At 66.2% G+C, this 21045-nt stretch carries 21 protein-coding genes; 7 read left to right on the forward strand and 14 right to left on the reverse strand.

Annotation, left to right across the window (positions count from 1 at the left end):
- Positions 1-2 precede the first annotated feature (2 nt).
- The 5 genes from LPB04_RS18245 (at position 3) to dctP (ending at position 3012) form a co-directional block, all read left to right on the forward strand.
- The gene (locus tag LPB04_RS18245) at positions 3-389 is read left to right on the forward strand and encodes a hypothetical protein (RefSeq protein ID WP_227496466.1); all 387 of its coding nucleotides are present in this window, start codon (positions 3-5) and stop codon (positions 387-389) included.
- Entirely contained in the window at positions 386-589 is a 204-nt protein-coding gene (locus LPB04_RS18250) for a helix-turn-helix transcriptional regulator (RefSeq protein WP_193685918.1), read from the forward strand. The genes LPB04_RS18245 and LPB04_RS18250 overlap by 4 nt, the downstream gene beginning before the upstream one ends.
- On the forward strand, positions 586-1515 hold the full coding sequence (locus LPB04_RS18255; RefSeq protein ID WP_193685919.1) for an alpha/beta fold hydrolase: 930 nt from the start codon (positions 586-588) through the stop codon (positions 1513-1515). The genes LPB04_RS18250 and LPB04_RS18255 overlap by 4 nt, the downstream gene beginning before the upstream one ends.
- 9 nt (positions 1516-1524) lie before the next feature.
- Positions 1525-1749, forward strand: coding sequence for a hypothetical protein (locus LPB04_RS18260; RefSeq protein ID WP_193685920.1), 225 nt, complete (start codon positions 1525-1527; stop codon positions 1747-1749).
- Positions 1750-1974: 225 nt separating this feature from the next.
- The gene (dctP, locus tag LPB04_RS18265; RefSeq protein WP_193685921.1) at positions 1975-3012 is read left to right on the forward strand and encodes a TRAP transporter substrate-binding protein DctP; all 1038 of its coding nucleotides are present in this window, start codon (positions 1975-1977) and stop codon (positions 3010-3012) included.
- 32 nt (positions 3013-3044) lie between these two features.
- On the opposite strand, the gene moaD is transcribed toward dctP, so the two are convergent.
- The 6 genes from moaD to kbl form a co-directional block, all read right to left on the reverse strand.
- Entirely contained in the window at positions 3045-3302 is a 258-nt protein-coding gene (moaD, locus tag LPB04_RS18270) for a molybdopterin converting factor subunit 1 (protein WP_193685922.1), read from the reverse strand.
- Positions 3303-3318: 16 nt separating this feature from the next.
- Complete coding sequence (locus LPB04_RS18275; protein ID WP_227496467.1) at positions 3319-4572, reverse strand: molybdopterin molybdotransferase MoeA; 1254 nt, start codon at positions 4570-4572, stop codon at positions 3319-3321.
- A gap of 2 nt (positions 4573-4574) precedes the next feature.
- Entirely contained in the window at positions 4575-6050 is a 1476-nt protein-coding gene (gene thrC / locus LPB04_RS18280) for a threonine synthase (RefSeq protein ID WP_193685923.1), read from the reverse strand.
- Positions 6051-6296: 246 nt separating this feature from the next.
- Positions 6297-7694 (reverse strand): L-serine ammonia-lyase, encoded by a 1398-nt coding sequence (locus LPB04_RS18285; RefSeq protein WP_193685924.1) that lies wholly within the window; start codon positions 7692-7694, stop codon positions 6297-6299.
- 36 nt (positions 7695-7730) lie between these two features.
- Positions 7731-8687 carry an NAD-dependent epimerase/dehydratase family protein gene (locus LPB04_RS18290; protein WP_193685925.1) on the reverse strand — a complete coding sequence of 319 codons (957 nt, stop codon included), beginning with the start codon at positions 8685-8687 and terminating at the stop codon, positions 7731-7733.
- 21 nt (positions 8688-8708) lie between these two features.
- Positions 8709-9923, reverse strand: a complete 1215-nt coding sequence (gene kbl / locus LPB04_RS18295) for a glycine C-acetyltransferase (protein WP_193685926.1) — start codon at positions 9921-9923, stop codon at positions 8709-8711.
- 195 nt (positions 9924-10118) lie between these two features.
- Between kbl and LPB04_RS18300 the strand changes: the two genes are divergently transcribed.
- Entirely contained in the window at positions 10119-10697 is a 579-nt protein-coding gene (locus LPB04_RS18300; protein WP_193685927.1) for a helix-turn-helix domain-containing protein, read from the forward strand.
- A gap of 258 nt (positions 10698-10955) precedes the next feature.
- On the opposite strand, the gene LPB04_RS18305 is transcribed toward LPB04_RS18300, so the two are convergent.
- The 8 genes from LPB04_RS18305 to LPB04_RS18340 all read right to left on the reverse strand — a co-directional run bounded on the left by LPB04_RS18305 (position 10956) and on the right by LPB04_RS18340 (position 20350).
- On the reverse strand, positions 10956-13094 hold the full coding sequence (locus LPB04_RS18305; RefSeq protein ID WP_193685928.1) for a prolyl oligopeptidase family serine peptidase: 2139 nt from the start codon (positions 13092-13094) through the stop codon (positions 10956-10958).
- Positions 13095-13263: 169 nt separating this feature from the next.
- Positions 13264-14655 carry a tetratricopeptide repeat protein gene (locus LPB04_RS18310; protein ID WP_193685929.1) on the reverse strand — a complete coding sequence of 464 codons (1392 nt, stop codon included), beginning with the start codon at positions 14653-14655 and terminating at the stop codon, positions 13264-13266.
- 197 nt (positions 14656-14852) lie between these two features.
- On the reverse strand, positions 14853-15626 hold the full coding sequence (locus tag LPB04_RS18315; protein ID WP_227496468.1) for a metal ABC transporter permease: 774 nt from the start codon (positions 15624-15626) through the stop codon (positions 14853-14855).
- A gap of 1 nt (position 15627) precedes the next feature.
- Complete coding sequence (locus tag LPB04_RS18320; RefSeq protein ID WP_193685930.1) at positions 15628-16551, reverse strand: metal ABC transporter substrate-binding protein; 924 nt, start codon at positions 16549-16551, stop codon at positions 15628-15630.
- A 10-nt stretch (positions 16552-16561) separates the two neighbouring features.
- On the reverse strand, positions 16562-17959 hold the full coding sequence (locus LPB04_RS18325) for a hypothetical protein (RefSeq protein ID WP_193685931.1): 1398 nt from the start codon (positions 17957-17959) through the stop codon (positions 16562-16564).
- 76 nt (positions 17960-18035) lie between these two features.
- On the reverse strand, positions 18036-18362 hold the full coding sequence (locus LPB04_RS18330) for a hypothetical protein (RefSeq protein WP_193685932.1): 327 nt from the start codon (positions 18360-18362) through the stop codon (positions 18036-18038).
- A 68-nt stretch (positions 18363-18430) separates the two neighbouring features.
- Positions 18431-19069, reverse strand: a complete 639-nt coding sequence (locus tag LPB04_RS18335; RefSeq protein ID WP_193685933.1) for a 3'-5' exonuclease — start codon at positions 19067-19069, stop codon at positions 18431-18433.
- A gap of 9 nt (positions 19070-19078) precedes the next feature.
- Positions 19079-20350 (reverse strand): Hsp70 family protein, encoded by a 1272-nt coding sequence (locus LPB04_RS18340; RefSeq protein ID WP_193685934.1) that lies wholly within the window; start codon positions 20348-20350, stop codon positions 19079-19081.
- A gap of 171 nt (positions 20351-20521) precedes the next feature.
- Here LPB04_RS18340 and LPB04_RS18345 point away from each other — a divergent pair, with 171 nt between their 5' ends.
- Positions 20522-20977, forward strand: coding sequence for a DUF2244 domain-containing protein (locus tag LPB04_RS18345; RefSeq protein WP_227496469.1), 456 nt, complete (start codon positions 20522-20524; stop codon positions 20975-20977).
- Positions 20978-21045: the final 68 nt, after the last annotated feature.

Raw genomic sequence — 21045 nt, forward strand, 5'->3', positions numbered from 1 at the left:
TCATGCGTGAAAAGCGTATCGCCCGAATCTACTACCGCGAGCTGTTCGCCGCGTTCGCGCTCTACACCATCCTGCTGGTGGCGGCGATCAGGTTCGGGCGGCCGATGCCGGACAGCCTGCTGCGCACGGCGATCCTGGCCAGCCCGATGATCGGCTTTGGCGCGGCCATCTGGGCCATCGCGCGCCAGGTGCAGCGCGCCGACGAATACATCCGGATGCGGCTGCTGGAAAACATCGCGCTGGCCGCCGCGATCACGGCCGGCCTGAGCTTCACCTACGGCTTCCTCGAAACGGCCGGCTTTGCCAAGCTGTCGATGTTCACCGTCTGGGCCGTGCTCTGCCTGTCGCTCGGCGCAGTACAGCTCGTGCGCAAAGCGCTCGGCCGATGAACAACCATATTCGCGAACTGCGCGCCGAACACGGCTGGAGCCAGGCCCGCCTGGCCGAGCTGCTCGACGTTTCGCGCCAGACCGTGATCGCCATCGAGACCGGGCGCTACGACCCCAGCCTCCCGCTCGCCTTTGCGATTTCCCGTTTATTCCAGCAACCGATCGAAGCCATCTTCAACCCTGACCAGGAGCCCGCATGAAAGCCACCCTGTTGTTCGCACTGCTCGCCGCAAGCTTGACGCCGGCCTTTGCCGCTGACGTCCCGGCCGCCCCCAACCGCTTTGCCGGCGCCGTCGCACCGGCCGAGCGCTTCGAGCTGCAGGGCATGCTGGTCGAGCGCTTCGGTGCCGGCGGCAAGCCCTTGGTCCTGATACCGGGCCTCGCCACGGGCGGCTGGGTATGGCAGGAAACGGTGCGCGCGTTCGCCGGCAGCCAAGCCGTGTATGTCGTGACCCTGCCCGGTTTCGATGGACGCCCGGCGGTCGAGGGCAATCCCTTCGATGCGGCAAAAAGCGCGCTGAAGGAGCTGATCGCCTCGCGCCGGCTGGCCAGTCCGGTGCTGGTCGGGCATAGCCTGGGCGCGACGCTGGCGATCGCGCTGGCCGAGGAACTGCCGGGCCGGATCGGCGGCACGGTCGCCATCGACGGCCTGCCGGTCATGCCGCGCACCGAAGACAGCCCGCCGGAACAGCGCGCCGCGATGGCGGACGCGATGCGCCAGCGGATGGCGGCTGCCGACCCCGCCGCCTTCGCCGCCCAGCAGCGGCAATACATGCGCGCCATCGGCACGGTCGACATGGGCAAGGCGGACGACCTGGCGCAGCTGACCAGCCGCAGCGATCCCGCCGCCGTGGCGGCCTGGGTCGGCGCCGTGCTGGCACTCGACCTGCGCCCCGGCCTGTCGAAGATCACCGCGCCGGTACTCGTGCTGGCGCCCTTCTACGGCCCGGACAGCGCGGCCCAGGGCGGGATATCGTCGGCGGACAAGGTGGCGTATTATCGGGAACTGATGACCGGCACCCCGAAGCTGGAGGTCGCGCCGGTCGAGAATGCGCGCCACTTCGCCATGATCGACCAGCCGCAGGCGGTCAACGACGCGCTGCGCCGCTTCCTCAAAAACCTGTAAGGAGACAGCATGCCACCATTGGTCCATTGGATCGTCCAGTACCTGATCGCCGTCGTCTCGATGGCCGCGCTGCTGACCGGCATCGACATGATGGGCGGCGAGACCCTGCCGCGCGCCCTGCTCTCGGCCCTGGCCTGGTCGGCAGTCGCCTCGGCGCTGTTTATCGGCACCCGCTACCGCAACATGAAGCGCGGTATCGCCTGCGCCGTGTGCGACACGCTCGACAAGAAATAAGTTCCGTCCTCCTCCCTGATGCGCTTCAGTCCGGTATCTCTCCGCGCGAGGGATACTCGACAGTTATTCACGATGCATTTGTTAAGAAAACAAGATACTGCTTGACAAGCTTTATCAGGAGAATATTCTTATACATACCTAAAAGGTAGAAAAGTGAACGATGCGTGCCACAAGGCGCGCACGATTCGCCCGGTAGTGTCGTTTTACTCATCTTGGAGGATGAATATGTCGTTGAAGACAGGGCCGATTCTGGCTCGTAGAACCCTGCTGGGCGCGATCGCGTCCAGCCCCCTGTGGCTCGGCAGTGCATGGGCCGCGCAGTCGATGAAAATCTCGCACCAGTTCCCCGGCGGCAGCGTCATGGAAGGCGACTTCCGCGACCGGCTGTGCCGCATGTTCGCGGCCGACGTCGAAAAACGCACGCGCGGCAGCCTGAAGTTCTCGATCTATCCCGACGCCGCGCTGATGGCGCCGAACGCCCAGTTCGGCGCCCTGAAGAAGGGCAGCCTCGAACTGGCCCTGGTGCCGCTCTCGTATGCCGCCGCCGAGTCGCCGGAAGCGAACATCGGCCTGATGCCGGGCCTGGTGACCTCCTATGCGCAAGGCTATGGCTGGAAGAATGCGGAAGTCGGCAAGGAGCTGACCCGCATCCTGGCCGACCAGGGCCTGGTCGTGATCAGCTGGATCTGGCAGGCCGGCGGCGTCGCCGCACGCGGCACGCCGATCCTCGCGCCCGAAGACACGCGCGGCCTCAAGGTGCGCGGCGGCTCACGCGAAATGGACCTGGTCCTGCAGGAAGCGGGAGCGACCATCGTCAACGTGCCCTCGAACGACATCCATGCCGCGATGAAGAGCGGCGCGCTGGACGCCGCGTTTACCTCCTCGACCTCGCTGATCTCGTTCCGCCTGCAGGACGTGTCGCGTTCATTGACCACGGCGCGCAGCGGCGGCTACTGGTTCATGCTGGAACCGCTCCTGATGTCGAAGACCGTGTTCGACCGCTTGCACAAGGACCAGCAGGCCGCGATCATGGCGGTCGGCGCCGACCTCGAAAAGTTCGCGCTGCGCATGGCCCAGGGCGACGATGCGGCCGTGGCCAATGTCTATTCGCGCAACGGTGCGCGCGTGGTCGACATGGATGCCGACGCGCTCCGGAAATGGCAGGAGATGGCGCGCAATACCGCCTGGCGCGACTTCAGCGCGCGCAGCGACAACTGCGCCAGGCTGATGGCGCTGGCGGAAAAGTCGATCGTCGCACTGTAAAAAAAAGGGCGGCCCCGGCCGCCCTTTTTTGTTTACCCGCCGGTCACAGGCGGGAAGAAGGCCACTTCCCCGCCCTCTCTTACTTCCGTCTCCGGACCGCACATCACGTGCTCGAAGGCCATGCGCAGCGCGCGATCCTGGCCGAGGGCCTGCGCCCACACGCCGCCGCGTTCGACCAGGTGCGCGCGCACGGCGCCCACCGTCGTCACGCCCGGGGGCAGTTCGATGCGTTCGCTGGCGAGGCCGAGGGCTTCGCGCACGGACGCGAAAAATCGCAGTTCGATGTGCATGACGATGTGGTTTCTCCTAGTGTTGCAGTTCGGCGAAGGGAATGAAGCGCACGATGTCGCCTTCGTTGATGATGCGCCCCGGTGGATTGTCGATGATGCCGTCGCCCCAGACGGTCGAGGTCAGCACGCCCGAGCTCTGGTTCGGGAACAGGTCGAGGCCGCCGCCGGCATTCACGCGCGCGCGCAGGAATTCGTTGCGGCGGTCGGGCTTGGGCAAGCTGAAGTCGGCGCGCAGCTGCCAGGCGCGCGGTTCCACCGGTCCGCTCACGCCCTGCAGGCGCAGCAGGAAGGGACGCACGAACAGCAGGAAGGTGATGAAGCTCGACACCGGGTTGCCCGGCAGGCCGAGGAAGAACGCATGACCGTTTTCCCGCCGTACCTCACCGAAGGCCAGCGGCTTGCCCGGCTTGACGGCGATCTGCCACATGTTCAGCTGGCCCTCGGCTTCCACCGCCGGCTTGATATGGTCTTCCTCGCCGACCGAGACGCCGCCCGAGGTGATGATCAGGTCGTTCTCGCGCGCCGCCTCGACCAGCGTGGCGCGGGTGGCCGCGAGCGTATCGGGCACGATGCCGAAGTCGCTGATGACGCAGCCGAAGTTCTCCAGCAGGCCGCGCAGCGTAAAACGGTTCGAATTGTAGATCGCGCCCGGCGCCAGCACGCCGCCCGGCGCTTCGCCCGGCATGGTCAGCTCGTCGCCGGTAAAGAAGACGGCCACCCGCAGGCGCCGGCGCACCGGCAGGCTGGCCAGGCCGACCGAGGCGGCCAGTCCCAGCTCCTGGCTGCGCAGGCGCGTACCGGCGGCTAGGATGGTAGCGCCGGCCGCGATGTCCTCGCCCGTGCGGCGGATCCATTCGCCGCTCTTCGGGGTGTGGCGGATGGTGACGCTGTCGCCTGTCGGTTCGCATTGTTCCTGCATCACGACCGCGTCTGCGCCGGCCGGGATCATCGCGCCGGTGAAGATGCGCGCCGCGGTGCCGGGTTCCAGCGGCGCGCCCACCTGGCCGGCCGGGATGCGCTGGGTGACGCGCAGGACGGCGCCGCCATTGACGCAATCGGCCGCACGCACCGCATAGCCGTCCATCGAAGTGTTGTCGGCCGAGGGCACATCGATCGTCGACGCCTGGTCCTCGGCCAGCACGCGGCCGTTGGCTTCCAGGGTCGGCACCCGTTCGGTTTCCTGCACGGGACGGGCGGCGCCCAGCAGCGTGTCGAGCGCCTCGCGCACCGACAGCATCGGGCGCGGCGCCGGTTTCTCGGTGGCGCTCATGCTCACAGCCCCGTGTGCGCCGCGATGAAGGTCTTCATCTCGTCGACGTTCGGACGCATCACGACGAACTTCTGCGGCAGGCTTTCGATGTCCTCGAAGCCGGCCGGACGCTCGGCATCCGTACCCAGGGCCTCGAGGATGGTCTCGTTGAACTTCGCGGCCAGCGCGGTTTCCAGCACGATCATGGTCACGCCGGGCGCCATGTGTTCGCGCGCGACCTTGATGCCGTCGGCGGTGTGGGTATCGATCACGATGCCGTAATCGTCCGCCACCATGCGGATCGTTTCCAGGCGGTCGGCGTGGGTCGATTTGCCCGACACGAAGCCGTATTCGCCGACGCGCCTGAATTCGTCGCCGTCCGCACCCGGCGCGCCCGACAGGTCGAAGCCCCCGTGGGTGTCGACCTTGCGGAACAGCGCGTGGGTGCGCTCGCTGTCGCGTCCGACCAGGTCGTAGATGAAGCGCTCGAAGTTCGAAGCTTTCGAGATGTCCATCGACGGGCTGCTGGTGTGGAAGGTCTCGGCCGATTTGCGTACCCGGTAGACGCCGGTGCGGAAGAACTCGTCGAGCACGTCGTTCTCGTTGGTCGCGACCACCAGCTTGTCGATCGGCAGGCCCATCATGCGCGCGATATGGCCGGCGCAGATGTTCCCGAAGTTCCCCGACGGGACCGTGAACGAGACTTTTTGCGTGTTGTCGGTCGTCGCGGCGAGGTAGCCGCGGAAGTAGTACACGACCTGGGCGACGACGCGCGCCCAGTTGATCGAATTGACGGTGCCGATCTTGTGGCGTGCCTTGAAGGACAGGTCGTTCGACACCGCCTTGACCAGATCCTGGCAGTCGTCGAACACGCCTTCGACGGCGATGTTGAAGATGTTCGGGTCCTGCAGGCTGAACATCTGGGCGGTCTGGAAGGGGCTCATCTTCCCGGCGGGCGACAGCATGAACACGCGCACGCCGCGTTTTCCACGCATCGCGTATTCGGCGGCGCTGCCGGTGTCGCCCGAGGTGGCGCCGAAAATGTTCAGCTCATCCTCGTCCTTCGCCAGCGCATATTCGAACAGGTTGCCCAGCAACTGCATCGCCATGTCCTTGAAGGCCAGGGTCGGGCCGTTCGACAGCGCCTGCAGCACCAACTTGCGATTGCCCTCTTCCTCCAGCGTGCGCAGCGGCGTGATGTCGGCCGCCGACTCTCCGGCGCGCGCGTTGCGGTAGACCTCGGGCGTGTAGGTCTTGGCGGTCAGCGCCTTCAGGTCGGCTTCCGGAATGTCGGTCGCGAATTTGCGCAGGATTTCGTAGGCCAGCTCGGCGTACGGCAGCTTGCGCCAGGCGTTCAATTCCTCGCCGCTGACGCGCGGGTATTCGGCCGGCATGAACAGGCCACCGTCGGGGGCAAGGCCGCCGAGCAGGATGGAGGAGAAGGACTCGGGATTGCGGGAAGCGGACGCGCTGGTCGCGCGGGTAGACACGTATTGCATGTTGGGATAATCCGGTTGGGCTCGCGTTGACCATTTATTATAGTGCGAGCTGGGAAATCCTGTGTGCGGACGGGTTTTGCACAGGCGGCGCTGCGCGGAAGTGCCGCAGCTGCGCGCAGGGTGAACGCGTGGGCGGTGCCCACCCTACGTTACGCCTCGGTCAACGTAGGGTGGGCACCGCCCACGCGTACGTGCCAACGAATACCCGGCCGCCGATTCACATCGGCGATGCCGGAATACCACTACTCAACACGCGGCGTGGTTGACCGTCACCACATGAATCGCGAGACCACCGAGCGAGGTCTCCTTGTACTTCACCTGCATATCCGCCCCCGTCTGGCGCATCGTCTCGATCGCATTGTCCAGGCTGACGAAATGGGTTCCGTCGCCCTTCAGCGCCAGCGAGGCCGCCGTGATCGCCTTGATCGCGCCCATGCCGTTGCGCTCGATGCAGGGGATCTGCACCAGGCCGCCGATCGGGTCGCAGGTCATGCCGAGGTGGTGTTCGATGCCGATTTCGGCGGCGTTCTCGATCTGTTCGTTGCTGCCGCCGAGCGCCGCCACCAGGCCCGCCGCGGCCATCGCGCAGGCGACGCCGACTTCGCCCTGGCAGCCGACTTCGGCGCCCGAGATCGAGGCGTTGCGCTTGCAGAGCATGCCGATCGCGGCGGAAGTCAGCAGGAATTCGCGGATGCCCTTCACCGCGTCCGTCGGACGGCAGTCTTCGGCGTAGTAGCGGACCACCGCCGGGATGATGCCGGCGGCGCCGTTGGTCGGCGCGGTGACGACCCGGCCGCCGGCCGCGTTTTCTTCGTTGACCGCCATAGCATACAGCGTCACCTGGTGGGTCGCGTCATGCGGCAGTTCGTTCACGCGCTTGCCCTCGATGCAGTGCGCCTGCTTCCACAGCGTGGCGGCGCGCCGTTTGACGTTCAGGCCGCCCGGCAGCTGGCCGTTCGTGACCAGGCCGTGGGCAATACAGTCGCGCATCACGCTCCAGATGCGGTCCAGGCCCGCGTCGAGTTCGGGCTCGGTCATGCGCGCCAGCTCGTTCGCGCGCAGCATGTGCGGGATCGACAGCTTGTGCGCGCGGCCCTGGGCCAGCAGCTCGGCCATGGTCGCGAAAGGGAACGGCACCTGCACGCGGCCCGGCTCGACGCCCTGTTCCTGCGCGCGCTGCGCTTCGCCGGCTGCGGTAATAAAGCCGCCGCCGACCGAATAGAAGATGCGTTCGATGACGCTGCCGTCCGCCAGCTGCAGCACGAAGCGCATGCCGTTCGGGTGCTCGGGCAGGCTGGAGGCCTTGTGCCAGACGAGGCCCGTGCGCATCGAGAACGGTACTTCCTTCGTTCCCAGCAGGCGCAGCACGCCGTCCAGTTCCGCTTCGGCGAGTTTATCTTCGACCGTATCCGGATCGATATCCTGCGGCGTCTCGCCCATCAGGCCGAGGATGACCGCCTTGTCGGTCGCATGGCCGACGCCGGTCAGCGCCAGCGACCCGTACAAATGGGCCTCGACGCCAACCGCGGCGTCAAGCGGACCGCACTCCAGCAGGAAGCGGCGCGCCGCCACCATCGGGCCCACCGTATGCGAGCTCGAAGGCCCGATACCGATCTTGAACAGATCGAAAACGCTCATGTCCATCTGTTTGTCTCTTTAATTTTTTATTATTGTGTGTGTTCAGGCAGTGGCGCCGACGTCGATATTCTCGAGCATGCTGGCCACCATCTCTTCGATGCCGACGCGGGCCTTCCAGCCCCAGTCGCTGGTCGCGCGGCTGTCGTCCAGGCTCTTCGGCCAGGTATCGGCGATCTGCTGGCGGCTGTCCGGCTTGTAGGCGATCTCGAAACCAGGCTTGCGCTTGCGGATGCTCGCCGCCAGTTCGCGCGGGTTGAACGAGACGCCGGCCACGTTGTACGAGGAGCGGATCACGACCTTCTCGCCCGGCGCATCCATCAGTTCGATGGTGGCGCGGATCGCGTCCGGCATGTAGATCATCGGCAGCGTCGTTTCCGGGCCGAGGAAGCATTCGTAGGTTTCGCCCTTCAGCGCGGAGTGGAAGATCGCGATCGCATAGTCGGTCGTGCCGCCGCCCGGAGGCGATTTGAAACTGATGATGCCCGGGTAGCGGATGCTGCGCACGTCCACGCCATACTTGGTGTGGTAATACTCGCAGAGGCGCTCGCCGGCCAGCTTGCTGATGCCGTAGATCGTGGTCGGGTCCATCACCGTGTACTGCGGCGTGTTCTCGCTCGGCGTGTTCGGGCCGAAGGCCGCGATCGACGAAGGCCAGAACACCTTGAGGGGCTTGCCGGCTTCCAGCCGCGCGCGCGCCACTTCCAGGATGTTGAGCAGACCATCCATGTTCAGGGTCCAGGCCTTCAGGGGCGCCTGTTCGCCGGTGGCCGACAGCAGCGCCGCCAGCTGGTAGACCTGGGTCACGCCCTCTTCCTCGACCAGCGACATCAGGCGCGCCTTGTCCAGCACGTCGAGCTGGGCATAGCGCGCGGCGCCGTAGACGTTGTTGGCGCCGATGTCGGTGGCGAGGACGTTGGCGGCGCCGTGCTGCTCCGCCAGTGCGGAGACCAGTTCGCTGCCGATCTGTCCGTTGGCGCCGATGATGAGGATGCGTTCCATGTGTGTTCCCAGAGTGTTCGATTAATTATTCTTGAGGATGCCGAGTTCGCGGCCGGCCTGCTCGAAGGCCTTCAATACGGTGTCGAGCTGTTCGCGGGTGTGCGCCGCCGACAGCTGGACGCGCACGCGCGCCTGCCCCATCGGCACCACCGGATAGAAGAAGCCCGACAGCAGCACGCCCAGTTCGAACATGCGCGCCGCGAATTTCTGCGCCACCGGCGCATCGAACAGCATCACCGGCACCACCGGGTGGGTGCCCGGCTTGATGGTGAAGCCGATGCGCTCGATCTCCTTGCGGAAGTAAGCGGTGTTCTCGTGCAGGCGGTCGCGCAGCTCGGTCGACTTCGAGATCCGGTCCAGCACCGACAGCGAGGCGCCGGCGATCATCGGCGCCAGCGTATTCGAGAACAGGTAGGGACGCGACTTCTGGCGCAGGGTTTCGATGACTTCCTTGCGGCCCGAGGTAAAACCGCCCATCGCACCGCCCAGGGCCTTGCCCAGGGTGCCGGTGATGATGTCGATCCGGCCCATCACGCCGCAGTGCTCGTGCGTGCCGCGGCCGGTCGCGCCCAGGAAGCCGGAAGCGTGCGATTCGTCGATCAGGGTCAGGGCGCCGTACTTGTCGGCCAGGTCGCAGATTTTATCGAGCTGGGCGATCGTGCCGTCCATCGAGAAGGCGCCGTCGGTGACGATTACCTTGTGGCGCTTGCCGGCGGCGGTCGCGGCCTGCAGCTGGGCTTCGAGGTCGGCCATGTCGTTGTTGGCGTAGCGGTAGCGCGCCGCCTTGCACAGGCGGATGCCGTCGATGAGGGAAGCGTGGTTCAGGGCGTCCGAGATGATGGCGTCGTTCTCGTCGAACAGCGGCTCGAACACGCCGCCGTTGGCGTCAAAAGCCGCCGCGTACAGGATGGTGTCTTCGGTGCCGAGGAATTCGGACAGCTTGCGCTCGAGTTCCTTGTGCACGGTTTGCGTGCCGCAGATGAAACGCACGGAGGACAGGCCATAGCCGTACTTCTTGAGTGCTTCTTCGGCTGCCTTCTGCGTTTCCAGGTCGCCCGACAGGCCAAGGTAGTTGTTCGCGCACATATTGATCAGGGTGCGGCCGTCTTCGGACTGAACCTGCGCGCCCTGGCGCGAGGCGAGCACGCGCTCCGGCTTGAACAGGCCCTGCTCGCGCAGGGTGGACAGGTTCTGCTGCAGCCCAGTGTAAAAAGCGTTTTTCGCTTGCTCGCTCATCTGCTTACCTCGTCTGTGGATGCCGGCTTGACCGGCGGTTGGACTATGCTGTACCGTTCTTCGGTTGCCCCGCATATTTACTGGGCTGTCGCGTTTTCGGTATCTCGAACTGAAATTCAATATAATGAATATTACGCCGGCCTGTTGAACTTGGCAAGGTCCGGCAATTTCACCACTACTAGATCTGTCCCGACAATGAAAACCCTGGTCCCGACCAACAACGCCCCGCCCGAAGTCGGCGCCACCCTGCAGCGCCTGCGCCTGGCACGCGGTCTCACGCTGGAGGACCTGTCGCGCATCGCCGGCGTGTCGAAGTCGATGCTGTCGCAGATCGAGCGTGAAAAAGCGAATCCTACCATCGCCATCACCTGGCGTCTTGCCAACGCGCTAGGCGTGCAGATCGGCGAACTGCTGTCCTCGGAAACGCGCGAGGTCGAGGCGATCCGGGTGCTGGACGCGCACGAAACCCCGACCCTGCCGGGCGCCCACGCGGGCTATACCCTGCGCATCCTGGGGCCGATGGAGCTGGCCGGGCAGTACGAATGGTACGAGCTGACCCTGGCGCCGGGCGGCGAACTGGCCTCGCAGGCGCACGATCCGGGGACCAAGGAGCATATGACGGTGATTAACGGGACGCTCGAGGTCGAGGTAGGGACGTCGAAGCGCAAGGTCAAGGCCGGCGGGACGGCGCGGTATCCGGCGGACCAGGACCATATCGTCAGGAATGTGGGGAAGACGGAGGCGAAGGCATTGCTGGTGGTGGTGCACCGGTAGGAGGGAGACTAGTTTTCGATGTGATCGCGGTGCGGGCGCCGTACCGCGTGGGCACGGAGTGCCCACCCTACGGACTACGGTGCGCTACGGTTCGGGTGCTATTTATCGATAACGGCTGCGTAACGTAGGGTGGGCAGTGCCCACGCGTTCGGTCGGTTGAGCAGACTTGCATTAAATAGCAACGGGCCGGTCGAATCCCACGATTCCACCGGCCCGTTTCATTCCTCACTCAAGCGGCCCGCGGGCCGCCTGTTGCGTTTACATCTTCAAGGCCTTCGTCAGGAAGCCCCAGCGATCCGCCACTTCCTCGATCTGCTTGGCCGTCGGCTTGCCGGCGCCATGCCCGGCCTTGGTATCGATGCGGATGATGATCGGGTTGCAGCCCGCCTGCGCCGCCTGCGCCGTGGCGGCGAACTTGAAGCTGTGGGCCGGCACCACGCGGTCGTCGTGGTCGGCCGTGGTCACCATCGTGGCCGGATACTGCGTGCCCGGCTTCAGGTTGTGCAGCGGCGAATACTTGACCAGCGCCTTGAACTCGTCCGCGTTGTCCGCCGAACCGTAGTCCGAGGTCCAGGCCCAGCCGATCGTGAACTTGTGGAAGCGCAGCATGTCCATCACGCCCACCATCGGGATCGCCGCGCCGAACAGGTCCGGACGCTGGGTCATGGCCGCGCCCACCAGCAGGCCGCCGTTGCTGCCGCCGCCGATCGCCAGTTTGGACGGCGAGGTCACCTTGTTCGCCACCAGCCACTCGGCCGCGCCGATGAAGTCGTCGAACACGTTCTGCTTCTGGAGCTTCGTGCCCGCATTGTGCCAGGCTTCGCCGTACTCGCCGCCGCCGCGCAGGTTGGCGACGACGTAGACGCCCCCCATTTCCATCCACGCCAGGTTGGCCGGCGAGAAGCCCGGCAGCATCGAGATGTTGAAGCCGCCGTAGCCATACAGGTAGGTCGGGTTGCTGCCGTCGAGTTTGATGCCCTTCTTCGAGACGATGAACATCGGCACTTTGGTGCCGTCGCGGCTGGTGTAGAACTGCTGGCGCGTTTCATAGGCGTTCGGGTCAAAGTCGACCTTCGGCTGGCGGAACACGCTGGTCTTGCCGCTCTTCATGTCGAGGCGGTAGATCGTCGTCGGGGTGGTGAAGCTGGTGAAGGAGAAGAAGGTCTCCGTGTCGCCGCGCTTGCCCGTGAAGCCCGATACCGAACCGATGCCCGGCAGCGCGATCTCGCGCACCAGTTTGCCCTCGAGCGTGTGCACGCGCACGACGCTGCGCGCATCCTTCAGGTTCTCCGTAATCAGGCGATTGCCGATGATGTGGGCGTTCGACAGCGTGTCGCCCGATTCCGCGACGATCTCTTTCCAGTTTTTCTCGTCCGGCTTGTTGACGTCGATGGCGACGATGCGCTGGCGCGGGGCCTTGCTGTCGGTGCTGAAATAGAAGGTCGAGCCGACGTTGTCGACGAAGTCCCAGGCGGCGTCGAAGTTGTCGACCAGCGGCAGGACTTTCGAATCGGCCTTCGTCAGGTCCTTGATGAAGACCCGGTATTTATGCGCCGTGCCCTTGGTCGCCGTGATCAGCAGGTATTTGCCGTCGTCGGTGGTCTGGGCGCGGAAGCCCCATTCCTTTTCGTCCGGACGGTCGTAGACCAGGATGTCGGCGCTTTGCGGGGTGCCGATCTTGTGGAAGTACAGCTTCTGGAAGTAGTTCACGCCGGCCAGTTTCGTCGCTTCTTCCGGCTCGTCATAGCGGCTGTAGAAGAAGCCCTTGCCGTCTTTGGTCCAGGCGGTCTGCGAAAACTTGACCCACTTCAGGTGGTCGTCCAGATCCTTGCCGGTCTCGATATCGCGCACCTTCCACTCGTTCCAGTCGGAACCCGAGGCGGCGGTGCCGTAGGCCAGCAGTTTGCCGTCCGGGCTGACTTCGACGCCGGCCAGGGCCACCGTGCCGTCCGCCGCCAGCGTGTTCGGGTCGAGCAGCATGCGCGGCGTGTCGCCCAGCTTCTTCATCGTGTACAGCACCGACTGGTTCTGCAGGCCGTCGTTGCGGCTGTAGAAGTAGCGGCCGCCCTCTTTCGACGGCACCGAATAGCGCTCGTAGTTCCACAGCTTCGTCAGGCGCTGGCGGATCGCTTCACGCTGCGGGATCTGGCCGAGATACGCTTGCGTGACCGCGTTCTGGGCATCGACCCATCCCTTGGTCTCGGCGCTGTTCGCGTCTTCCAGCCAGCGGTAAGGGTCGGCCACCGTGGTGCCGTGGTAGTTGTCGGTCTGGGCGACCTTTGCCGTGACCGGATAGGTCAGCGCGGAACCCGCCGCGCAGGTGGCCGGGTCGGCTGCCTGCGTAGCGCCAAAGACCGTCATCAGGGCGACGGCCAAGGTTGCATGTCTCATGTGCATATTCTTCTCGAAACGGTGGAAGGAAGGCGGAGTGCCGAAAAGAATCATAACGCGAAACCCGACAGGAAGCGACCCGGCGTTTGCCCCGTACATACAGGCGCCCCGACGCGTGTGCGGCCGACCTGAAGCGCCGCCCGGGCGGCCCGGCGCGGCGGAAAACGCCAGTGTGTTACCCGGTGTCGCGTTTCGCCAGCACCTCGCGATGGCTCAGCTGCCACTTGTGCGACAGGTCGATCGCCCAGCCGATTTCCGCGGGACTCAGGCGCCGCGCGACGATGGTCTTGTTGACGTTGGCCGCGCTGTCGCCGCCCTCGGCCGCCAGCAGCATCCACATGTAGGCGCGCACCGGGTCGCGCGCCACACCCAGGCCGCTGCCGACCATGCCGCCCAGGTTGTACTGGGCCAGCGCATGGCCCTGTTCGGCGGCCTGCTCGTACCAGTAGACGGCCTGCTTGTCGTCATGGGGCACGCCCTGGCCGCTGGCGTACATCACGCCCAGGTTGTTCTGGGCGCTGGCGTCGCCCTGCTCGGCGGCCAGGCGATACCAGTAGGCGGCGCGCACCTCGTCCTTGTCGACGCCCTGGCCGTTGGCGTAGATGACGCCGAGGTTGAACTGGGCGTTCGGCGCGCCCTGCTCGGCAGCCCGGCGGTACCAGTCGAACGCGCGTGCCGGGTCGCGCGCGGTGCCGCGCCCATGCGCATACATATTGGCCAGGTTGTACTGGGCCGCCATGTGCCCGCCCTGGGCCGCGCGCGCATACCACTCGAGGGCGCGCGCCTCGTCGCGCTCGACGCCCCTGCCGTTGACGCACATGGTCGCGAACAGGAACTGCGCTTCGCGGTCGCCATGCTCGGCCGCCCGCTGCAGCCAGGCGCAGGCGCGGCGCGCATCGAGCCGCACGCCCTGCCCCCCGGCGTAGGCGATGCCGAGTTCGCGCTGGGCGCCGCGGTCGCCGGCGGCGGCAGCCTTGCGGAACCAGAACAGGGCCTGGCTGGCGCTGGCGTCCACGCCCTGCCCGCGCTGGTACATCAGGCCGAGGTTCAGCTGGGCCGCGGCCTCGCCCTGCAGGGCGGCCTTGCGAAACCAGGCCATCGCCAGCGGGTAATTGACGGCCGCCCCGACGCCCTCGAGATAGCATTCGCCGAGCTGGTTCTGGGCGCCGGCCATGCCCTGCTCGGCGGCGCGGTAATACCAGGACAGGGCGCGCTCGGGATCGACCGCCATGCCGCGCCCCTGGCGGAACATGTGGCCCAGGTTCTGCTGGGCCGAGGCGTCGCCCTGTTCGGCGGCCCGGCGGAACCAGCGCGCGGCCTCGAGGTCGCAGCGCTCGACGCCGCGCCCGTGGTAGTACATGGCGCCCAGGTGGTTCTGGGCAAAGGCCAGGCCCTGGCCCGCCGCCAGGCGCAGCCAGTGCACGGCGCTGGTGTCGTCGCGTTCGACGCCGCTGCCCTTCTTGTACATCAGGCCCAGGTTGAACTGCGCGTACGCATTGCCGCGCTCGGCGGCGTCGCGGAACCACAGATAGGTCTGGTGGCTCTCGTTCTGGAGCTTCTGGTTCATGCGAATCCCCGTCTGGACAAACGTCAGCCGCGTTCGGTTGGCCAATGCCTGTGGCAAGCGGCCTCATTTGTATTAACAAAATTTTAATGAAAGCGACCCTGTGCGGGTTTGACCGGGCACAATCGTGCCGGTGCGCGACCCATAAAAAAACCCGCCGGGCGTGCGCGCGGCGGGTTTCAGTCGAGGCCTGCCTGGCTTCAGGACAGCGACGAACGGTTCGGCCCAAGCCCGTAGACCAGCATCGCCAGCAGCGCGAGGCACCAGACGATCAGGGCACCCGACGGCAGGTCGAGGATGACCGACAGCACCAGGCCGATTGCGTAGCCGCCGACGCCGACCAGGTAGGCGAAGGGCAGCTTGCGCGACTCGCGATAATGGCGCACCGCCAGGCTCGGCACGATCAGGCTGGCGAACACCAGGTAGACGCCGACCAGCTGCACCGAGGCCGTCACGGCCAGCGCGAACACCAGGTAGAAGCCGAGCCGCCCGAGACGGTTGCGGAAGGCCGCCAACAAGGCGAGGATCAGCACCGCGCCGAGCGCCGGCATCGCCAGCTGGTCGTAGCTGACCCAGAGGATCTGGCCGGCCAGCAGGTCCTGCAGGTGCTCGCCGCCGTGCGGATTATGTGCGAGCAGCAGCAGGCCGGCGGTTGCGGCCAGCACGAACAGCACGCCGATCTGCGCTTCCTGGACCTCGGGCCAGCGCTTCTCGGTCCAGGTCAGGAGCAAGGCGCCGAGCACCGCCGCCACCCCGGCCGCGATCTGGATGGTCCAGCCGTGCGGGTCGAAGTCCGCCGCGCTGGCGACGATCACGCCAAGCGCGGCGATCTGGGCGATCGCCAGGTCGATGAAGACGATGCCGCGCTTGAGCACCTGGGCGCCGAGCGGGATGTGGGTCGCGAGGACCAGCAGGCCGGCAACGAAGGCCGGGAGGACGATCAGGAAATCGACGTGTTGGGCGAAGTTTTGCACGTTACTTCACTGCCTGCGTCAGACGTTGCACCGTGGTGTCGAACAGTGCGAACAGGTCACCGCTTTCCTTGTCGGCGCCGACCGTAAACGGAACCACGACCGCCGGGATGTGGGCCCGCTGCGACAGCCAGTTCGAGGCCCGCTCGTCCTGGTAGGCCGCGCGCAGCACCAGTTTCGCCGGCTGCTGCTGGAGCTGGGCCAGCAGCTGGCCCAGCTGGGCCGCACTCGGCTCGACGCCCGGTTTCGGTTCCAGGGTGCCGACCTGGCGCATGCCGAGCCAGCTCATCAGGTATTCCATGTTGCGGTGGTGTTCGACCAGGGTCAGGCCGCGCAAAGGCGCCGCCTGGGTTTCCCATTTGCGCATGGCCTGCGACCAGCGGCCGGCGAAATCGGCCTGGCGCGCGGCATAGTATGCGGCATTCGCCGGGTCGATGGCGGCCAGGCGCTTGGCCAGCTGGGCGCTGATCAGGGCGATGTTGTGCGGGTTCAGGTGCACGTGCGGGTTGCCGAAGGCATGGACGTCGCCTTCGGCGCGATCGAGTTTGGCCGGCACGTCCAGGCGCGGGACGAAGCTGCCGGCTTCGAAGTAGCCCGGCTGGCCCTTGGCGATCTTCGCGTTGCCGGACTGCTGCACCAGCAGCGGCAGCCAGCCCGCTTCCAGATCCAGGCCGGTGCACACCAGCAGGTCGGCATTGCGGGTGCGCGCGATCAGGCCCGGACGCGCTTCGACCCGGTGCGGATCCTGCAGCGCATTGGTCGCGCTCGAGACGCTGGCCTTGTCGCCGGCCAGTTCCGTGGTCAGCGCCGCCCATTCCGGTTCGCAGGTGAGGACGTTGATTGCCGCCTGCGCAGGCAGGGCAAGAGACAAGGCCAGCGCGCCGGCGGCCAGCAGTTTGTTCGATACGGATTTTGTCAGGGTTCTCATGCTGCTCTCCTTAGAAGGTATGGCCGGCGTGGGCGCCCAGGCTCATGATGTATTGCAGGTAGACCTGGTTGTCGGTCTGGCCCGGACGCGCTTCGTCGCGCGCGAACTGGAGGCGCAGGCGCGAGAATTCCGAGGGACTCCAGTCGAGCATCACGCTGGAACGTTGTGGCTTATACCGAACGAGGGCCGGAAACGCGTCCATGCCCAGCGCGCCGCTGTCGACCAGGCCGATGAAGGGAGTGCCGGAGGACAGGCGGTCAAAACGCAAGCCTGCGCGCCAGTTCGGCATGAACTGGTACACGCCCTGCAGGTACCAGCCGGACTGGGTGCTCGCGTAGGCGTCGGCCAGTTCTCCCGCGGCCAGCGTGCCGCTTTCCTTGCGCCGCATGTATTCGCCCTGCAGCTTGAAATTGGTCCGGGTCGGATTGCCGTTCGGCGCCCATTTGTAGACGGCGTCCGCCATCCAGATGCTGGACTTGCCGCTGAAGGCGTTCGGGATGCCGTCGAACTCGTAGGCGCGGTCGGCCGCGCCGGTGCGCAGGTACGACAGGCCCGCGCGCCAGCTGGCGGAGTCGCCGATGTCGTCGCCCGCGTGCGCGAACACGCTGGTGGCGTTGAAGCCGTTCTTGTTGCGGTCGTTGCCGGGGAAGCTGCGCCCGCTGCCCACCTCTGCGCCGACCTCGAGGAAGGTGTTGAACGGCGCGAGCCAGCGCACCTGCACGCCGTCCGGCTTGTACTGGCCGCCGAAGAAGGCCTGGTAGGCCAGCGGCGCGTCGACGAAGTCCCAGGTGTGGCTGTGCTGGGCGTTCAGGTAGCCGACCCCGGACAGGAAGCGGCCCGCCTTGACGTTCGTGCCGCCGCCCAGCTCGCGGGTGCGTACGAACGCTTCTTCGACCGAGGCTTCGTTCTCGCCGGTGAGGGCAAAGGTCAGCTGGCCCGCGAACATCGGGTCGATATTCGCCGCCATCGTCAGTTCGGACTCGCCCAGGTTGAAGCTGCGGCTGCCCGGCCCGACCTCGCCCACCGGCGGCATGAAGCCGCCGAAACGGTAGGTACTCGGATCCTGCGACAGGTTGGAGAAGGTGCCGCCCAGCACCAGCGAAATGCTCGGATTGAAGCTGTTGTCGCCGGCCGCGGCCGTCGTCGGCGCTGCCGGAGCCGGCGCGGCCGGTGCGGCCGGCGCATTGGCCTGCTGGGCGCTGGCTGCCGCGTTCTGCGCTTCGGCCACGGCCGCCTGCGCATCCTGCAGGCGCTGCTCCAGTGCCTGCAGGCGCGCCTCATAGCTTTGTTTCATTTCCTGGATCTGGGCACGGATGGCGGCCAGCTCGGGGCTCTCGGCGGCGCCGGCGGACAGGGGCAATGCAAAGGCGGCGGCGATCGCCACCGTCATGACGGAGTGTTTGAACATCGTGTTCCTTCTTTCGAATAGAGAATGCGGGGCAGCTTCCGGCACGGGCAGGAAGGCCACTCGGTAAAACGGGTCTCTAGACGAAGGGAGGCGGCGCGCGCGAATGGAAAACGCAGACGGTGCGCGGGGTGCGCTCGGTGGTGGTGAGCGCGATGATGCGTTCGGTCTGCAGGTCGAGCGGGGCGAACTGGCGCGGCGTGCTGCCGATCGCGCTCGCCATCTGGGCAAAGGCGAGGCACTCGCTGCAGCTGCGGTCCCCTGCGACGGCGCTGGAGAGGTCGTTGTCGCTGTCGAGCTTGACGAACGCCGCGTTCGGATGCGTGGACCCGAGCTTGCCGGTCCAGTGCGACATCGCATGCGCGAACGCCATCTGCTGGGAGACCAGCAGAAGCAGCGAGAGCATTACATGGACAAGTCGGCGACGCATCATGATGGCGGCATTGTAATGCGCACAAGGCAACTACGGAACAACTAGCGCGTCTTTTTTTCCACAGCGTATTTACCGAGCCAGGTCGGCACCTTGCTTGCTGCCAGCTTGTTGATCGACACCAGCAGGTCCGGCGCGACCTGGGACAACCCGTAGGAGCTGCCGATGTGGCGCCCGATATGGATCAGCACTTCAGCCGCGACTTCGGCATCGGCCTCGGCCCGGTGGGCCGCACTGCGGAAAGCGATGCCGAGCTGGCGCGAGAGCGTGCCCAGTTTATAGCTCGGCATGCCGGGGAACACGCGGCGCGACAGCTTTAAGGAGCAGACCAGGCCATCGTGGCCGCAGCCGCGGCCGAGGCGCTCGGCTTCTGCCAGCAGGAACTTCTCGTCGAAGCTGGCGTTATGCGCCGACAGCGTATCGCCGCCGATGAAGTCGAGCAGTTCCGGCACCACCTGGCGCGCGGGCGGCGCCGAATCGACCATCTCCTGGGTGATACCGGTGAGACCCGTAATAAAAGCCGGGATGCGCGCGCCGCAGTTCACGAGCGAGACATAGCGCTCGGTGACCTGCCCGCCGACGATGCGTAAAGCCGCGACCTCGGTGATGCGGTCGCCCATGGCGGGCGACAAACCCGTGGTCTCGAAGTCGAGCATCACGATGGGGCGTTCAAATATGGACATGCGATCCTTTTAGCCGAATTTGCGCTGCGCGTCCAGCGCCAGGCCGGCGCCGATGCTGCCGAACAGGTCGCCCTCGACCTTGCGTGCGCCGGGCAGCAGCGCGCCGATCCGTTCGCGCAGCAGGCCCACGCCGCTGGAGCCGCCGGTGAAGAACACGGTGTCGACCTGGCCGGCCCCGATACCTGCATCGTCCAGCAGGCGCAGCACGGTGGCGTCGATCGCGTCGAGCAGCTGGCCGATCGCGGCCTCGAAGCTCGCGCGTTCGACCATCAGGGTCTCCGGCGGCGCCAGCCGGTCAAGCTCGAGCGCGACCTGCGGCTGAGAGGACAAGCCGATCTTCGCGCCCTCGACCTGCATCGCCAGCCAGTGGCCGGCGCGCTCGTCGATCAGGTCCTGCAGGCGGGCCAGCTTCGCCGGTTCACGCGCATCGCGCACCAGGTCGTCGAGCTGGGCGATGCTCTTCCTCGTATAGGCCTGGTTGATGGTATGCCAGGTCGCCAGGTTGAAGTAATAACTGGACGGGATCTCGGCGCCCGAGCGCAGCGCGCTTCGATAACCCAGCAGCGGCATCACCGAGGCCAGGCTCAGGTATTTGTCGAAGTCGGTGCCGCCGATGTGCACGCCGCCGGTGGCGAGGATGTCGTCGCGGCGCTCGGCCTTGCCGGCGCGGCCCGGTCCCAGGCGCACCAGCGAAAAGTCCGAGGTGCCGCCGCCGATGTCGGCGATCAGGACCAGTTCCTCGCGGTCGATCTGGGATTCGTAGTCGAAGGCGGCGGCGATCGGCTCGTACTGGAACGCGATCTCGCGGAAACCGACGCCGCGCGCCACTTCCGCCAGCGTATCCTCGGCCAGCTTGTCGGCGGCCGGGTTGTCGTCGATGAAGAAGACCGGACGCCCGAACACCGCGCGCTCGAATCCACGCCCCGCCTCGGTCTCGGCGCGGCGTTTGACTTCGCCGATGAACTGGGCCAGCAGCATCTTGAACGGCAGCGCGCGCCCGCCCACTTCGGTCTGGCCGTCCATCAGGCTCGTGCCCAGCAGGCTTTTCAGGGAGCGCATCAGGCGCCCTTCGTAACCGGCCAGGTAGTCGGCCAGGGCCGCGCGGCCATAGCGCACCTCTTCGTCGTCGGCATTGAAGAACACCACCGACGGCAGCGTTGCCTTGCCGTCTTCGAGTGTCAGCAGCGCGCTTGCCCCCTGGGCCGGCTTGTCCTGCCCTGGCTTGATCCAGCCAACCGTGGAATTCGACGTACCGAAGTCGACGCCGCAAGCATTCGTCATGTGTGCCTTTCTCAGAAGGGGCGAGATCTTACCAGAAATCAGCTTCCCTGGCGAAGGCTCGATCGGCGCCGTTGCGCGAGGGCTACGTAGCAACTGCGGTCCCTCGCGCGCGGCGCGTCAATACAGCCTCTCCTATAATGGAACAATCCGTGTCACTCACACATGCCCGCCATGGCGCATACCTGGATCCTGAAGCGCAACTGCTCGCTGACGCCGCGCCAGTCGGCGGGCGCCTACGCACTCCTGTGCGCCGGATCCTTCGGTATCGCCCTGGTCTTCCTGCTGCAGGGAATCTGGGTCGTGCTGGCGTTTTCCATCGTCGAAATGGCAGCCGTCGGCTGGGCCCTGCTGCATTACGCGCGCCACGCGCTGGACGTGGAACGCATCGCGCTGACGGATGGTTCCCTGGTCGTCGAGCGCATCGACGCCGGGCGCAGCAGCCAGTTCCAGCTCGACCCGGTACGCACCCGCATCGAGCCGCCGCTGCCGCGCAGGCGCAAGCTGATCCTGCTTGAGTCGCCGGGTACGCGTGTCGAGATCGGCAGCTACGTTTCGGAGCCGATCCGCCAGCAGGTGGCGCAGGAACTGGCCCGCGCCATGCGTTCCCACCCAGCACGTTTCCTATAGAAATGTCGTCTTCGTTGTAAGTTTGATCTTACATTGTCACGGCGGCGCTACCGATAGGTGTTTTCTAT

Source organism: Massilia litorea (assembly GCF_015101885.1).
Taxonomy (GTDB): Bacteria; Pseudomonadota; Gammaproteobacteria; order Burkholderiales; family Burkholderiaceae_D; genus Telluria; species Telluria litorea.

Bases quoted from the DNA above. Each gene is read 5' to 3' on its own strand.
- dctP (WP_193685921.1), top strand. From the start codon at position 1,975: ATGTCGTTGAAGACAGGGCCGATTCTGGCTCGTAGAACCCTGCTGGGC.
- LPB04_RS18335 (WP_193685933.1), bottom strand. From the start codon at position 19,069: ATGTCCATATTTGAACGCCCCATCGTGATGCTCGACTTCGAGACCACG.
- LPB04_RS18310 (WP_193685929.1), bottom strand. From the start codon at position 14,655: ATGAACCAGAAGCTCCAGAACGAGAGCCACCAGACCTATCTGTGGTTC.
- moaD (WP_193685922.1), bottom strand. From the start codon at position 3,302: ATGCACATCGAACTGCGATTTTTCGCGTCCGTGCGCGAAGCCCTCGGC.
- LPB04_RS18320 (WP_193685930.1), bottom strand. From the start codon at position 16,551: ATGAGAACCCTGACAAAATCCGTATCGAACAAACTGCTGGCCGCCGGC.
- LPB04_RS18290 (WP_193685925.1), bottom strand. From the start codon at position 8,687: ATGGAACGCATCCTCATCATCGGCGCCAACGGACAGATCGGCAGCGAA.
- LPB04_RS18275 (WP_227496467.1), bottom strand. From the start codon at position 4,572: ATGAGCGCCACCGAGAAACCGGCGCCGCGCCCGATGCTGTCGGTGCGC.
- LPB04_RS18300 (WP_193685927.1), top strand. From the start codon at position 10,119: ATGAAAACCCTGGTCCCGACCAACAACGCCCCGCCCGAAGTCGGCGCC.
- LPB04_RS18340 (WP_193685934.1), bottom strand. From the start codon at position 20,350: ATGACGAATGCTTGCGGCGTCGACTTCGGTACGTCGAATTCCACGGTT.
- thrC (WP_193685923.1), bottom strand. From the start codon at position 6,050: ATGCAATACGTGTCTACCCGCGCGACCAGCGCGTCCGCTTCCCGCAAT.
- LPB04_RS18325 (WP_193685931.1), bottom strand. From the start codon at position 17,959: ATGTTCAAACACTCCGTCATGACGGTGGCGATCGCCGCCGCCTTTGCA.
- LPB04_RS18305 (WP_193685928.1), bottom strand. From the start codon at position 13,094: ATGCACATGAGACATGCAACCTTGGCCGTCGCCCTGATGACGGTCTTT.
- LPB04_RS18345 (WP_227496469.1), top strand. From the start codon at position 20,522: ATGGCGCATACCTGGATCCTGAAGCGCAACTGCTCGCTGACGCCGCGC.
- LPB04_RS18250 (WP_193685918.1), top strand. From the start codon at position 386: ATGAACAACCATATTCGCGAACTGCGCGCCGAACACGGCTGGAGCCAG.
- LPB04_RS18245 (WP_227496466.1), top strand. From the start codon at position 3: ATGCGTGAAAAGCGTATCGCCCGAATCTACTACCGCGAGCTGTTCGCC.
- LPB04_RS18260 (WP_193685920.1), top strand. From the start codon at position 1,525: ATGCCACCATTGGTCCATTGGATCGTCCAGTACCTGATCGCCGTCGTC.
- kbl (WP_193685926.1), bottom strand. From the start codon at position 9,923: ATGAGCGAGCAAGCGAAAAACGCTTTTTACACTGGGCTGCAGCAGAAC.
- LPB04_RS18330 (WP_193685932.1), bottom strand. From the start codon at position 18,362: ATGCTCTCGCTGCTTCTGCTGGTCTCCCAGCAGATGGCGTTCGCGCAT.
- LPB04_RS18285 (WP_193685924.1), bottom strand. From the start codon at position 7,694: ATGGACATGAGCGTTTTCGATCTGTTCAAGATCGGTATCGGGCCTTCG.
- LPB04_RS18255 (WP_193685919.1), top strand. From the start codon at position 586: ATGAAAGCCACCCTGTTGTTCGCACTGCTCGCCGCAAGCTTGACGCCG.